General features: G+C 68.1%; 15 protein-coding genes and 1 pseudogene. 6 read left to right on the top strand and 10 right to left on the bottom strand.

Translation table 11 applies throughout. From position 1 onward, the window contains the following. Positions 1–109: 109 nt before the first annotated feature. The 3 genes and pseudogenes from sufT to HIV01_RS18165 all read left to right on the top strand — a co-directional run bounded on the left by sufT (position 110) and on the right by HIV01_RS18165 (position 3,320). Positions 110–667 carry a putative Fe-S cluster assembly protein SufT gene (sufT, locus tag HIV01_RS08995; protein ID WP_207527152.1) on the top strand — a complete coding sequence of 186 codons (558 nt, stop codon included), beginning with the start codon at positions 110–112 and terminating at the stop codon, positions 665–667. A gap of 580 nt (positions 668–1,247) precedes the next feature. Then, a pseudogene (locus HIV01_RS08990) lies at positions 1,248–2,960 on the top strand (S8 family peptidase); the annotation flags it as partial. Between the two features lie 87 nt (positions 2,961–3,047). Next, on the top strand, positions 3,048–3,320 hold the full coding sequence (locus HIV01_RS18165; protein WP_245156989.1) for a proprotein convertase P-domain-containing protein: 273 nt from the start codon (positions 3,048–3,050) through the stop codon (positions 3,318–3,320). Positions 3,321–3,397: 77 nt separating this feature from the next. Here HIV01_RS18165 and HIV01_RS08985 read toward each other — a convergent pair whose 3' ends face one another. From HIV01_RS08985 to wrbA, 3 genes are read right to left on the bottom strand one after another with little or no spacing between them, the layout of a single operon-like run. Next, positions 3,398–3,883, bottom strand: coding sequence for an asparaginase domain-containing protein (locus tag HIV01_RS08985; protein WP_158733624.1), 486 nt, complete (start codon positions 3,881–3,883; stop codon positions 3,398–3,400). Positions 3,884–3,924: 41 nt separating this feature from the next. Next, positions 3,925–4,254 carry a DUF2069 domain-containing protein gene (locus tag HIV01_RS08980; RefSeq protein ID WP_200606542.1) on the bottom strand — a complete coding sequence of 110 codons (330 nt, stop codon included), beginning with the start codon at positions 4,252–4,254 and terminating at the stop codon, positions 3,925–3,927. Beyond that, positions 4,251–4,844 (bottom strand): NAD(P)H:quinone oxidoreductase, encoded by a 594-nt coding sequence (gene wrbA, locus HIV01_RS08975; protein WP_200606541.1) that lies wholly within the window; start codon positions 4,842–4,844, stop codon positions 4,251–4,253. The genes HIV01_RS08980 and wrbA overlap by 4 nt, the downstream gene beginning before the upstream one ends. 133 nt (positions 4,845–4,977) lie before the next feature. On the opposite strand from wrbA, the gene HIV01_RS08970 reads away from it, so the two are divergent. Genes HIV01_RS08970 through HIV01_RS08960 form a run of 3 tightly spaced genes read left to right on the top strand, consistent with a single transcriptional unit; the run spans position 4,978 to position 7,149 of the window. After that, positions 4,978–6,243, top strand: coding sequence for a YihY family inner membrane protein (locus HIV01_RS08970; protein ID WP_200606540.1), 1,266 nt, complete (start codon positions 4,978–4,980; stop codon positions 6,241–6,243). A gap of 4 nt (positions 6,244–6,247) precedes the next feature. After that, positions 6,248–6,883 carry a TlpA family protein disulfide reductase gene (locus HIV01_RS08965; protein WP_200606539.1) on the top strand — a complete coding sequence of 212 codons (636 nt, stop codon included), beginning with the start codon at positions 6,248–6,250 and terminating at the stop codon, positions 6,881–6,883. Then, the gene (locus HIV01_RS08960) at positions 6,880–7,149 is read left to right on the top strand and encodes an acylphosphatase (RefSeq protein WP_200606537.1); all 270 of its coding nucleotides are present in this window, start codon (positions 6,880–6,882) and stop codon (positions 7,147–7,149) included. Before HIV01_RS08965 ends, HIV01_RS08960 begins: the two co-directional genes overlap by 4 nt. Before the next feature lie 10 nt (positions 7,150–7,159). Here HIV01_RS08960 and ppk2 read toward each other — a convergent pair whose 3' ends face one another. The 7 genes from ppk2 to hemA form a co-directional block, all read right to left on the bottom strand. Then, positions 7,160–7,936, bottom strand: a complete 777-nt coding sequence (ppk2, locus tag HIV01_RS08955; RefSeq protein ID WP_200606535.1) for a polyphosphate kinase 2 — start codon at positions 7,934–7,936, stop codon at positions 7,160–7,162. Beyond that, entirely contained in the window at positions 7,936–8,286 is a 351-nt protein-coding gene (locus HIV01_RS08950; protein WP_200606534.1) for a helix-turn-helix domain-containing protein, read from the bottom strand. The genes ppk2 and HIV01_RS08950 overlap by 1 nt, the downstream gene beginning before the upstream one ends. Positions 8,287–8,336: 50 nt before the next feature. After that, a complete protein-coding gene (gene moaB / locus HIV01_RS08945; protein ID WP_200606533.1) occupies positions 8,337–8,858 on the bottom strand; it encodes a molybdenum cofactor biosynthesis protein B in 522 nt (173 codons plus the stop codon). 311 nt (positions 8,859–9,169) lie between these two features. Beyond that, positions 9,170–10,867: an O-linked N-acetylglucosamine transferase, SPINDLY family protein gene (locus HIV01_RS08940; protein ID WP_200606532.1), complete on the bottom strand. Its 1,698-nt coding sequence runs from the start codon at positions 10,865–10,867 to the stop codon at positions 9,170–9,172. A 3-nt stretch (positions 10,868–10,870) separates the two neighbouring features. Continuing rightward, on the bottom strand, positions 10,871–11,320 hold the full coding sequence (locus tag HIV01_RS08935; protein ID WP_200606531.1) for a GNAT family N-acetyltransferase: 450 nt from the start codon (positions 11,318–11,320) through the stop codon (positions 10,871–10,873). A 63-nt stretch (positions 11,321–11,383) separates the two neighbouring features. Beyond that, positions 11,384–12,469 carry a peptide chain release factor 1 gene (gene prfA / locus HIV01_RS08930; RefSeq protein WP_200606530.1) on the bottom strand — a complete coding sequence of 362 codons (1,086 nt, stop codon included), beginning with the start codon at positions 12,467–12,469 and terminating at the stop codon, positions 11,384–11,386. Positions 12,470–12,539: 70 nt separating this feature from the next. Next, positions 12,540–13,823, bottom strand: coding sequence for a glutamyl-tRNA reductase (hemA, locus tag HIV01_RS08925; RefSeq protein ID WP_200606529.1), 1,284 nt, complete (start codon positions 13,821–13,823; stop codon positions 12,540–12,542). Positions 13,824–13,836 lie beyond the last annotated feature (13 nt).

The raw sequence follows: 13,836 nt of genomic DNA, 5'->3' as shown, positions 1-13,836 counted from the left end.
TCAATGCAACAGCATAGCCGGGCCGCCACGGGCGGTGCGCATGCTGGGGGTCGCACACCGGTAGAATTGCCGGCCTTGTGCCACGCCACGGCACCCCAATCTTTCCGGCATGTATTCCCGCAGCAGCGAACCCGTCCGTTTCGAGCGCGATTGCGCCGTTGTCATGGTCCCCGAGGGAGAACAGTTGACGTTGCCCGCGGGCAGCATTGGCTATATCACCCAGGGCCTTGGCGGCAGCTACACCGTGTTCGTCGAAGGCAATCTGTTCCGCGTCGCGGGACGGGACGCCGACGCCATCGGCAAGGAGCCGCCAGAGCCGTTGGAGTTGCCCGAGGGCGCCGATGACGAGGCGGTCGAGCAACTGGTCTGGCGCCAGTTGCGCACGTGCTTCGACCCGGAGATTCCGATCAACGTGGTCGACCTGGGGCTGGTCTACGAGGCCAGCATCCAGCCGCATCCGGAGCAGCCGGGCAAGCGTCGTGTCGAGGTGCGCATGACCCTCACCGCGCCGGCCTGTGGCATGGGCGACATCCTGGTGGCCGACGTGCGCGACAAGCTGGAGATGATCCCGACCGTGGCCGAGGCCGACGTCGATCTGGTCTTCGATCCGCCGTGGAACCGCAACATGATGTCGGAAGCGGCGCGTCTCGAAACCGGGATGTTCTGATCGCTTTTCTGGCGTAACGGCCTTAGCAGGGCGTCGGCGTCGGATTGGCGCCGCCCGCCGTGCCGGGGATTGCTCCGCCCCTTAGTCAGACATCCTGTCTGATGCGGGGCGTGGGCCATCCATGGCCCACTGCTGCGCAATCCCCGGCCCGTCGGACGACGCTCCGGCATTTCATTACCCGGTCTTCGGCACTGCCCGAGCCACCCCACGCAATCCCCAGGCATCCCGCCCCGCAAACCGTCATCCCCGCGAAGGCGGGGATCCATGGACGTGGGCTTTCTCAGCTGAATCGGGCCCTCCCAAACCTGAACGCGACGGGCTGCTCATTTCCCTCACTTTGCCAACCCTGTTCATTCGATCAGCGGTAGGGGAGCGCGGTAGTGCTGCGTTGAGCTGGTTTGAGAGCGGAGGGGGCTGCTCTCCAGGCATCAAACGGTCGCCACCTCGACGTGGTGCACCGCCGAACGTGCCCGGCACCGGCGTGGTGATCCTCAGCGAGCTGCTGCTCGCGGCGACGTGACCCTCATCGGCAGGCCGGACCCGACCATTACGAAGTTCATGACTTTGGGGGTTCCATCCGATGTCCGATCGTCAATCGCGTCGCATCCGCATGCACGCACTCTCCGTGGCTACCGTTCTGGCCATCTCCACCGGCTTCGCCGCTCCCGCTCTTGCGCAGCAGGCCCGCGTCAACCTTTCCGGCCTGCAGGCCGACACCGGCAACGACCGTTTCATCGTCAAGTACAAGGACGGCAGTGCCGCCCAGACCAACGCCGCCACCATGCGCAGTGCGCTCGGCAATGCCGGCAAGGCCGTGGGCCTGACCCACATCCGCCGCATCGCCACCGGTGCCGACGTGGTGCGCGCCGCGCGCAAGCTCGACCGTGTCGAGGCCGAGACGCTGATGCGCCAGATCGCCGCCGATCCGAGCGTCGAGTACGTCGAAGTCGACAAGCTCAACAAGCCGCTGCTGACCCCCAATGACACGCGCTACAGCGAGCAGTGGGGCTATTCGGGCACCTACGGCGTCAAGGCCAACCAGGCCTGGGACGTCACCAACGGCAGCGGTGCGGTGGTCGCGGTGCTCGACACCGGCATCACCAACCACAGCGATCTCAACGCCAACATCCTGCCGGGCTACGACTTCATCATCGACACCGCGGTGTCGAACGATGGCAACGGCCGCGACAGCGATGCCAGCGATCCGGGCGACTGGGTCAGCGCCAACCAGTGCGGTGGCTCCCATGCCGCGCAGGGTTCCAGCTGGCACGGTACGCACGTCGCCGGCACCATTGCCGCGGTGACCAACAACGCCAAGGGCGTTGCCGGCGTCGCCTACGGCGCCAAGATCGTCCCGGTGCGCGTGCTCGGCACCTGCGGCGGTTACGACTCTGACATCGCCGACGCGATCACCTGGGCTTCCGGCGGCACCGTCAGCGGTGTTCCGGCCAATGCCAATCCGGCCGAAGTGATCAACCTCAGCCTCGGCGGCAGCGGCGCCTGCGGCACCACCACCCAGACCGCGATCAATGGCGCGGTCGGTCGCGGCACCACGCTGGTCATCGCCGCCGGCAACGACAACACCAACGTCTCCAATGCTTCGCCGGCGAACTGCAACAACGTCATCGCGGTGGCTTCGATCACCAGCACCGGCGCACGTTCGAGCTTCTCCAACTACGGTTCGCTGATCGACATCGCCGCGCCGGGTTCGAACATCCTGTCCACGCTCAACACCGGTGCGACCACGCCGGGCAGCGAAACCTACGCGTCGTACAACGGCACCTCGATGGCGACCCCGCACGTCGCCGGCGTGGTGGCGCTGATACAGTCGGTGGCGACCACGCCGAAGACGCCGGCGCAGGTCGAGACGCTGATCAAGGGCAACGTCACCGCGTTCCCGTCGACGCCGTCGCAGCCGATCGGCCCTGGCATCCTCAACGCCAAGGCCGTGGTGGATGCCACCAACGGCACCACGCCGCCGCCGACCGCCACGCCGTTGACCAACGGCGTCGCCGTGACCGGCGTCAGCGGTGCCGCCGGCAGCGACAAGCTGTACTCGCTCGACGTGCCGGCCGGCGCCAGCGGCCTGAAGTTCGTCACCACCGGTGGTACGGGTGATGCCGACCTGTACGTCAAGTTCGGCAGCGCGCCGACCACGACCTCGTTCGACTGCAAGTCCGAAGGCAGCAGCAACGCCGAGACCTGCAACATCGCCACCGCCCAGACCGGCAAGTACTACGTGCTGGTGCGTGGCTATGCGGCGTACTCGGGCCTGTCGCTGACCGGCAGCTACACCACCGGTGGCGGCGGCACGCAGACCTACAGCAACACCGCCGACTTCACGATCAGCGACAACGCCACCGTCGACAGTCCGGTCACGGTGTCGGGCCGCACCGGCAACGCTCCGAGCAATGCTTCGGTGACGGTCGCCATCGTCCACACCTACCAGGGCGACCTGAAGGTGGACCTGGTTGCGCCGGATGGTTCGCTCTACAACATCCACAACCGCACCGGCGGCAGTGCCGACAACGTCAACAAGACGGTCACGCTGAATCTTTCCAGCGAACCGCTCAACGGCACGTGGAAGCTGCGCGTCAACGACAACGCCGGCGGCGACACCGGCTACATCAACAGCTGGAGCGTCACGTTCTGATCTGATCCGCCGTCAGCAAAAAACAAAGCCCCGGCATTGCCGGGGCTTTTTTTGGTTCCGGTGCCTGCGACCAGCGATCAGTCCGCTTCGAAGCGATTGGCTGCGACGTTCTTACGCACCTTGGTCGGATCCCAGATGCGGCCGTTCATGGCGATGTAGACGCCCGGCGGCAGCGACTGCACCGCACCGACGGCGCAACCTACATTGAACTCCGCGTCGGAGCCGCGGAACCGGGCCGGGCTCAGCGCGCCGGTCAGCACGATCACCTTGTCGCCCAGGCTCGACAGCACCTTGGCGGTTTCCACCATGGTGTCGGTGCCGTGGGTGATCAGCACGTGGCGCGCCGGTTGCGCGGCGATGGTTGCGCGGATCAGCTGGCGATCCTCGGCGGTGATGTGCAGCGAATCCTTGCGCAGGATCGGGATCACGTTGAACTGGAAGGCCACGCCCAGCTCGCGCAGGATCCCGCCGATCTGCGGCTCGCCGATCTGGTAGTCCGACTTGTCGTCGAAGTAGATCTTGTCGATCGTGCCGCCGGTGGTGACGATGCAGAGCTGATCCATCGTTGGTACGCGCGCTTTTGAGAGTTGGCCCAATTATACGGTCAGCGCTTGCGCGCGAACCGCGCCCGCAGCCCGGGCAGGTTGCCGGCCAGGATGATCACCAGTGCCAGCACGATCTCGGCGATGGCATAGCCGCGTTCGCCCGGACGCGACCAGGCCACCATCACGCCATGGCTGAACCAGCCCAGCGCGAACACGCCGGCCCAGAATGCGGCCTTTCGGCTACCCCGCAGTGCCACGGCCGCCAGCAGTACCGGCGGCAGCGCGAACACCGCCACGGCGACCCGCGCCGAGGGCTGTGGCGCAAACCAGGCCACGAACAACGCCGCCAGCGCCAGCAGCGCGGCGACCAGCACCTGCCGCGCGCTCATGCGGCCACCTTCGCGACCAGCGTCGCCAGGCGCCGGCCGAGGGCACGCGCGAGCTGCGCTTCCTCGTCGCTGGGCTGCGGGTCGTCGCCGCTGCCGGCGACGTGGCTGGCGCCGTACGGCGTGCCGCCGCTGCGCGTGCTGGTCAGTGCCGGCTCGGTATAGGGGATGCCCATCAGGATGCAGCCGTGGTGCAGCAGCGGCACCATCATCGTCAGCAGGGTCGATTCCTGGCCGCCGTGCATGGTGGCGGTGGAGGTGAACACCGCCGCCGGCTTGCCGACCAGCGTTCCGCTGGCCCATTCCGCGCCGAGGCCGTCGAACCAATGCTTGACGGGAGCGGCCATGTTGCCGAAGCGGGTGGGGCTGCCTAGCGCGATGCCCGCGCACTCGACCAGGTCGCGCGCTTCGACGTACGGCGCGCCGTCCTCGGGCACCGGCGGCGCCGCGGTCTGCGTCACCGCCGCCACCGGCGGCACGGTGCGGATGCGCGCGCCGACGCCCTCGACCTCGCCGATGCCGCGCGCGATATGCCGCGCCAGACGCGCCACCGAACCGCCGCGGCTGTAATAGAGCACCAGAATCTCGGTCATCGCATTGCTTCGTCAGGCGGGCATCCCGTAAGGCGGGAAGGATAGTGGATGTGCGCACACTACGGTGGCAGCGCCCGCCAGATGGCCTGGCCCGTGACCCCGCGCTCCCCGCGCATCGGTTACCCTCCGCCCGATGGAGCCACTGAACACCTTGAACCGCTGGAGCGAGCGCGCGCGTGACCGTGCACGTGCGGGCACCTTCTTCCGCTTCCTCGCCAAACGCTTCCTCGACGACAACCTGTTCCAGGCCGCCGGCGCGCTGTCGTACACGACCGTGTTCGCGCTGGTGCCGCTGTCGATGGTGGTGTTCGGGGTGCTGTCGGCGTTCCCGGTCTTCGGCGAATGGAGCGACCGGCTCAGCGACTACATCTTCTCCAACTTCGTGCCCAGCGCGGCACGTTCGGTCGAGTCCTATCTCAAGCAGTTCTCGGCCAACGCCGGACAACTCACCGCCGCCGGCGTGATCGCCCTGGTGGTGTCGCTGCTGATCACCCTCAACGGCGTAGAAGCGACGTTCAACCGGATCTGGCGGGTGAAGACCGGGCGGCCAAAGGTAGGCCGCTTCCTCGTCTACTGGACCGTGCTGACGTTGGGCGCGCTGATGGCCGCGGCGAGCCTGGCGATCTCGGCGCGATTCTTCGCCATGTCGATGTTCGAAACCGAGGCCGGCCACATCCTGCAGAAGCTGATGCTGCGCCTGACGCCGATCGCCATCGAGCTGCTGGCCTTCGCCGCGATCTACCGCGTGGTGCCGCACCGCACGATCCAGTGGCGCCACGCCATTGCCGGCGCGATGCTGGCGACGTTCGGCTTCGAGTTCGTGAAGTGGGGCATCGGCCTGTACCTGGGCAACTTCGGCTCGTACTCGAAGATCTACGGCACGCTCGCCTTCGTGCCGATCTTCCTGCTGTGGATCTACCTGAGCTGGGTCGCGATCCTGCTTGGCGCGTCGCTGGCCTCGTCGATGTCGGCGTTCCGCTACCAGCCTGCGAGCATGCGCTTGCCGCTGGGGCATGAAATCTACGGTCTGCTGCGCCTGCTCGGGCGCTTCAACGAGGCGCGCAGGAAGGGCAACGGCCTGCACATCGTCGACATCGAGCAGCTCGAGCCGATGCTGACCGACGCGCTGGTGCAGCAGATGCTCGCCCAGCTCGACGAGATCAACGTGGTGCGCCGCGCCGAAGACGGCGAATGGCTGCTGACCCGCGACCTCGACGAGCTGACCCTGGCCGAACTCTACGAAGCCTGCAACCTGCGCATCCCGATCGCCGAGGCGGTGCTGCCCTGCCGCGATGACGCCCTGGGTCGTTCCGCCATTTCGGTGCTCGACGAGCTGCGCATCCCGTTGCGCGAGCTGCTCAAGCGCCGCGCGTCCACCATTCATTCCGAAGAGGTCTAGTCCGATGTCGAGCCGCCTGCTTTCCAATCCTGTCTCCGTCGGTGCAAAGGCATGCGCGGCGACGGCCCTGGTCGTGCTGCTCCTGGCCGGTTGCCAGAAGCCCGCACCCGCACCGGAAGCGCAGGCACCGGCGAAGCCGGAGGCAGCCCCTGCTGCTCCCGCGGCACCGGCCGAGCCGGCCAAGCCGGCGGCGCCTTCCGACACGCCCGAGCTGAAGATCGCCACGGTCGACGGCAAGGCCTACGACCTGTCCGCCCATCGCGGCAAATGGGTCGTGGTCAACTTCTGGGCGACCTGGTGCAAGCCGTGCCTGAAGGAAATGCCGGAGCTGTCCGCACTCGACGCGATGCGTGAGCACATCGAAGTGCTGGGCCTGGCCTACGAGGAGATCGAGCCGGCCGACATGCGCGCCTTCCTGACCAAGCACCCGGTGTCGTACCCGATCGCGATCGTCGACACCTTCGATCCGCCGGCGGCCTTCGAGACCCCGCGCGGGCTGCCGATGACCTACCTGATCGGCCCCGACGGCAAGGTTGCCGACAAGTTCCTCGGCCCGGTCACCGCGCACGACATCGAGTCGGCCATCGCCAAGGCCGGTGGTCCGCAGGCGCAGCCCGCGGACGCCGCGAAGAAGTCATGAGCGCCGCGCGCTTCATCGTCAGCGGTCGCGTGCAGGGCGTGTTCTTCCGCGCCTCCGCCCGCGACCAGGCGCTGGCGCTGGGCTTGCGCGGTTTCGCCCGCAACCTGCCCGATGGCCGCGTCGAAGTGCTTGCCGCCGGCGACGACGTGGCGCTCGATCGGCTGGCCGCCTGGTTGCGGCAGGGGCCCGAGATGGCGCGGGTCGACGACCTCGAGCGTCTGGCCGCGCTCGACGATGAAGCGGGCGAAGGTTTCTTCGTGACCTGACGACGTGGCGCTAGCGCTTCACGTTCCGGATCGGCTTGACCACGTCGTAGCGCTCCTTCTTCGGCTTGCCGGCCAGCGGTTCGAACACGATCGGCTGCTCGCCGACATGCGTGTCCGGTAGCCGGTCGAGCAGGTCGCGGATCAGCGTCAGGCGCCCGCGCTTCTGGTCGTTGAAGTCGACCAGCGTCCACGGTGCATGCTTGCTATGGGTGGCCTTGAGCATGGCCTCGCGCGCTCGCGTGTAATCGTCGTAGTGCTTGCGCGCCTCGAAGTCGATCGGTGACAGCTTCCAGCGCTTGAGCGGGTCGTCGAGCCGTTCGAGGAAGCGTTGTTCCTGTTCGTCCTGGTCGCAGCACAACCAGTACTTGAACAGCAGGATGCCGTCGTCGACCAGGAGCTTCTCGAAGGTCGGGGTCTGGCGCAGGAACGCCTTGACCTGGGCATCCTTGGCAAATCCCATCACCTGCTCGACGCCGGCGCGGTTGTACCAGCTGCGGTCGAACAGGGCGATCTCGCCGGCCGCGGGAAGGTAGGGCACGTAGCGCTGGAAGTACCACTGGCCGCTTTCGCGTTCGTTCGGCTTGGGCAGGGCGACGATCTGGCACTGGCGCGGGTTGAGGTGTTCGGCGATCGCGCTGATCGCGCCGCCCTTGCCGGCGGTGTCGCGGCCTTCAAACAGCACCACCAGGCGCCGTCCGTTGTGCTTGAGCCAGCGCGCCATGTTCGCCAGCTCCACCTGCAGCGGTTCCAGCTGGGCTTCGTAGTCCTTGCGCTTGATGTCGGCCATCACTTGCTCCTGCGGCGTCGCTTGGCGCTTTCGGTGCCGGCCATGCTGCGCGCGACTTCGAGCAGTGCGCCTTGCTGGCGGGTGGTGAGGGCACGATAGGCGTCGAGCAGGTCGTGCTCGCCCTGGGTGCGTGCCGGGTCGAGCGTGCTGGCCAGTTCGGCGAGCAGTGCGCCGGCCGGTACGCCGAAGGCGCGCGCCAGTGCGTCGAGCTGTTGCTTGCCGGGCATCTTCTCGCCACGCAGCCAGGCGCTGACGGTGGCGACGCCGGCGCGGGGAATGGCGGTGGCGATGTCGGCCGCGCTCAGGCCGCGGGCCCTGGCGAGCAGTTGCAGGGTGGTGTCCAACGGCATGTTCTGGCTCCGGTGGTTGAACCTGTTGCGCGGGTTTGCGGGTCTGGTGGTCAGCGTTCCCTGAGGCGCGGTCGCAGCGTGGCGAGGTTGCAGGGCGTGGTGCGCGCGTCGAGCTGGTTGCGGATGATCTTTTCCCAGGCGGTGCGGCAGGCCGAGGTCGAGCCGGGCAGGGCGAACACGAACGTGCCGTTGGCCAGGCCGGCGAAGGCGCGCGATTGCACGGTCGATGTGCCGATCTCGTCGAAGCTGATCGCGCGGAACAGTTCGCCGAAGCCAGGCATCTGTTTGTCGAGCAGCGGCAGCAGGGCTTCGGGGGTGGAGTCGCGTCCGGTGAAGCCGGTGCCACCGGTGACGAGGATGCCGTCGACGCCTTCGTCGGCGATCCATTGCGATACGACGGCGCGCATGCGGTAGCGGTCGTCGGGCAGCAGCTGGCGGTCGGCCAGGCGATGGCCGTCGGCGGTCAGCGATTGCACGAGGTAGTCGCCGGAGCTGTCTTCGGCCAGGGTGCGCGTGTCCGAGACGGTCAGCACGCAAAGATTCAGGGGGATGAGGTCGCGTTGTGCAGTCATGGCGGCGAGCCTAACCGATTGCCTGTGTGATGGCAGTGCAGCGTTGTCTTACGCGCTGCCGCTTGCGGGTGGGCGTGGTCTGGCGTGCCGTCTGCGGAGGGGCGTCGTCCGCCGGGCCGGGGATTGCTCCGCCCCTTAGTCAGACATCCTGTCTGATGCGGGGCGTGGGCCATCCATGGCCCACTGCTGCGCAATCCCCGACCCGGCGGACGACGCTCCGGCAATTCGTTGCCTGGTCTTCGTTTCTGGCTCGTCATTCCCGCGAAAGCGGGAACCCATGGACGTTGCTTCACTGCGGCAAGCGGACCTTCCTACCCGCGTCCAGCCATCGACCGCACAGCATCAGCAAAATCACCCGCGAACCCACCCATATCGAACAGCCCGCTCTCGCCGCGCCGACGAACCAGCTCCCCCTTAAGCGCAGCCAGTGCGTCCGGATCCCTCCCCAGCGAAACCGCACGCGCAACAAACGCCGCATCGTCGCCGACATTCATCTCCGCCATGCCCAGGTGGTGATTGAGGCTGCCGGCAACGCGCGCCGCAAACGTTTCCCCAGGTCGCGTCAGCACTGGGCAGCCAGCCCACAGGGCATCCGATGCCGTGGTGTGGGCGTTGTACGGCTCGGTGTCGAGGAACAGGTCGGCGTGCTGCAGGCGCGCCAGGTACTCGGCGTGCGGTTGCTTGGGCATGAATATCAGTCGGGCAGGATCGACTCCCTGCATGCGCGCGACATCGGCCAGGCGTGCATCGGCATGGCCCGGCCCGGACAGCAGCCACAGCACGCTGCCCGGGACGTCGCGCAGCACTGCCAACGCGCGCATCACGCTGCGCGGGTTGAGCTTGTAGCTGTTGTTGAAGCAGCAGAACACCACGCCTTCGCCGTTGTCACCGCGTTCGGGCAGGCCGCATTGCGCGCGCGACGGTGGCGCCGGGAGTGAACGCGTCGTGTCGGACGGCTGGAAGCAGCGCGGCAGCCAGACCACGTTCTCGCTGAAGTCCTGCGCCATCGATTCCGGAAGCACGAAGCGATCGGCCAGCACGTGGTCGATCCACGGTGCGCCGGACGTGCCCGGGTAGGCCAGCCAGTTCACCTGCACCGGCGCCGGTCGCATCGCCAGCACTTCCGGCGTGCCACCGCCGCCCCAGCCGCGCAGGTCGAACAGGACGTCGATGCGGGCTGCGCGGATGGCCGTCGCGACCTGTGCGTGCGCGCGCATCGATACATCGTGCAAGGTATGCGCGGCGGCGTGGAGACGCTGCCGGATCGGGCTGCCGTCGTCGCTGTTGAGCGCGAACTGATGGATCTCGATATCGGTATCGGCCTTGAGCTGTTCGAACATCGCCGCCGTCAGCAGACCGGTTGGATGCGCGCCGAAACCATTGGAGAGGAAGCCGACCCGGATCGGTCCGGTCGCTGTGGCCTGCGACGCCGGCAACGGGCGCACGGATGCGGCCACGACACTGGCGCGAAGGCGCGCGCAGCGCAGCTGTTCGGCTGCGGTGGCGTCCTCGCTCAGGAAGGCGAACGGTTCGACCGATGCGGTTGCGTTGTTGACCGCATCGCGGACCTGGCGCGCGAGCGCGTCCAAGTCGCGCCAGTCGCACAGCTTGCGCCGCCAGGCCAGGAGGTAGGCGGCCAGTTGCGGTTCGGCCGGCGCCAGCGCGTGCGCACGCGCGTAGGCCTGCGATGCGGCCTCGGCCTCGCCGGTGTCTTCCAGTGCATGGCCCAGCCAGACGGCGATGCCGGGATGGTCGGGGGCGTTCGCAGCGGCCGCGCGCAGGCTGGCGACGGCATCGTCGCGCTGGCCCTGCATCCACTGCGCGCGACCCAGTCGCGCCAACGCCTCGGGATGTCCGGGCCTCAGTGCGAGTGCGCGTTGCGCGGCCATCGCGCCGGCGGCGGCATCGCCGCGGTCGAGCTCATGCTCGGCCAGCAGGATCCAGGCATAGGCATCGCCGGGGTTTCGCTCGAGCTCGCGACGCAGTTCGATGCGCGGATCGTTGTGCACGGATCAGACCAGCGACAGGTGATAGCGAAGCGTGCCGTCGTACAGCTGCCAGCCACCGGATTCGTACAGCGCCTGGGCGTCGCGGTTGTCCGGCGTGGTTTCCAGTTCGAGGCGGATCGCGCGGTCGTCGCGCGCGAACATCGCCGCGGCCGTCAGCAATGCCTGCGCCACACCCTGCCGGCGCGCGCTCCGATCGACATACAGATCGTTGAGAACCCACACGCGTGCCGCGCGCACCGACGAGAACGTCGGGTAGAGCTGGGTGAAGCCGACTGCCGCACCGTCGATCACGGCCAGCAGCACGACGGACTGGTCGCGCTCGATGCGCTCGTGCAGGAACGCGCGTGCCAGCGCCGCATCCTGCGGTTGCTCGTAGAACATGCGGTAGGCATCGAACAGCGGTGCAAGCTGGTCGAGGTCGCTCAGCGTGGCGCGCCTGATCTCTAGGGACATGGCGGTTCCGTGCTCATGGGGTGGGCCGATTGTAGACAACCCTTCCCGGGCGCGGCGCCGGCCTCAGGCGTCGTGCGTCAGCCGCGCCAGTTCGTCGGCCTGGTGTTCGTGCTGCAGGCGGTCGACCAGTTCCTGCAGGTCGCCCTCGATCACGTTGGGCAGGTCGTACAGCGTGAGCCCTTCGACGCGGTGGTCGGTGATGCGGCCCTGCGGGAAGTTGTAGGTGCGGATGCGCTGGCTGCGGTCGCCGCTGCCGACCTGCAGCTTGCGGATCGAGGCCTGCGCGGCAGCGGCCTTGGCCGCCTGCGCTTCGGCGAGGATCGCCGCCAGCCGCTTCATCGCCTTGTCGCGGTTGGCGTGCTGGCTGCGTTCGGTCTGGCTTTCCACGACCACGCCGCTGGGCACGTGGGTGATGCGGATCGCCGATTCGGTCTTGTTGACGTGCTGGCCGCCGGCGCCGCTGGAGCGGAAGGTGTCGACCCTCAGGTCGGCCGGATTGATCTCGATCGGCTCGCCTTCGGCCTCGACCGGGATGATCGCCACCGTCGCCGCCGAGGTGTGGATGCGTCCCTGCGATTCCGTTGCCGGCACGCGCTGCACGCGGTGCGTGCCCGATTCAAACTTCAGGCGCGAATACGCGCCGCGTCCCTCCACGCGCGCGATGACTTCCTTGAAGCCGCCGTGCTCGCCGGGGCTGCTGGATTCGATTTCCACCTTCCAGCCCTGTCGCTCGGCGTAACGCGCGTACATGCGGAACAGGTCGCCGGCGAAGATCGCCGCTTCGTCGCCGCCGGTGCCGGCGCGCACTTCCAGGTAGATGTCGCCGTCGTCGCGCGGGTCCTTCGGCACGAGGTGGGCGAGCAGTTCGATCTCGAGCTGTTGCAGGCGCGCATGGGCGGCGGCGATTTCCTCTTCCGCCAGCTCGGCCAGTTCCGGGTCGCCGCGCATGCCCTCGGCCGCGGCCAGGTCGCGCTTTGCCTGCGCCTCGGCGGACAGCGCATGGGCCACCGGCTCGAGCTGCGAGAATTCGCGCGAGAACCTGCGGAAGCGCTCGGCATCGCCGATGACACCCGGGTCGGACAACAGCCGCTCGAGTTCTTCGCGGCGTTCGACGAGGGCTTCGAGCTTGCGGCGCAGGGTGGGAGTCATGGGCGAACCGGGTGTGGAGGAAGTGAGCAGGCGGTGCGACGGCCGGAACGGCCTGTTCGACTTCAGGTCGCTAGCCTTCGCGCTGCTCGTTCTTCCCGGCACCGGGTTCGTCGTTCTCGGGGAACAGCTTCTCGGCAGCGCGTGCCAGTTCGATGTTTCCGGTCAGCGCCGCCTCACGCAATGCCACCGTCGGCGCATGCAGCAGGCGGTTGGTGAGCGTGTGGGCGAGGAAGTTCAGCACTTCCTGCGGGTCCTGGCCGGCGGCCAGCTGCTGCTGCGCCCTGGCCAGCACGTCGGCCTTGGCCGACTCGCCGTGCGCGCGCAGGCGCTTGAGCGGCGCGGTGCGAGTGCTGGCAGCGATGGTCTCGGTGAAGCGCGCCACCTGCATCTCGACGATGGCCTCGGCTTCGGTCGCCGCTTCGCGACGGCTGCGGCGATTGTCCTCGATCGCCCGTTCCAGGTCGTCGACGGTGTACAGGAACACGTCCTTGAGCTCGGCGACGTCGGCGCCGATGTCGCGCGGCACGGCCAGGTCGAGCAGCAGCATCGGCCGGTGCCGGCGCGTCGCCAGCGCGGCGGCGACATTGGCCTTGCGCAGGATCGGATCGCGGCTGGCCGTGGCGGAAATGACCACGTCGGCCTCGCCCAGGTGCTTGTCGAGCTCGCTCAGGGGCAGGGCGACGCCGCCGTGGCGGGTGGCCAGTTCCTGCGCGTGGGCCAGCGTGCGGTTGGCGACCAGCAGGCGTTTTGCCCGCGCCTGCACGAGGTGGCGCGCGGCCAGCTCGATGGTTTCGCCGGCGCCGATCAGCAGCACGGTCGAGTCCTCGAGGCGGGCGAAGGATTCCTGCGCCAGGCGAACGGCAGCCGACGCCACCGACACCGGGTTGGCGCCGATGCGGGTGTCGGTACGCGCGCGCTTGGCGGTGGTGAAGGCGTGCTGGAACAGGCGGTCGAGCTGGTTGCCCAGGCTGCCGGCATGGCGCGCACTGGCCCAGGCGTCCTTTACCTGGCCGAGGATCTGCGGCTCGCCCAGGACCAGTGAATCCAGCCCGGTGGCGACGCGGAACAGATGGCGAACCGCATCGGCATCGCGATGGCGATAGAGGTAGGCGTGCAGGTCGCCGACTTCGTCCGGGTGCGTGGCCAGCCAGTCGGCCAGTGCCTGGCCGTCGTCGTCGGCCACGGCATACAGCTCGGTGCGGTTGCAGGTCGACAGCAGGGCGACCTCGCTGACCTGTGGCAATGCGCGCAGCGCATCGAGCGCTGCCGGCACGGTATCGGCCGAGAACGCGACACGCTCGCGCAGGCTGACCGGCGCGGTCTGGTGGTTGATGCCTAGTACGAACAAACTCATTTCAACGCGCCGG

The organism is Lysobacter arenosi (genome assembly GCF_016613475.2).
GTDB lineage: Bacteria > Pseudomonadota > Gammaproteobacteria > Xanthomonadales > Xanthomonadaceae > Lysobacter_J > Lysobacter_J arenosi.
Note: the sequence above shows the minus strand (reverse complement) of the source record. Positions and strands in the feature narration are given on the sequence as shown.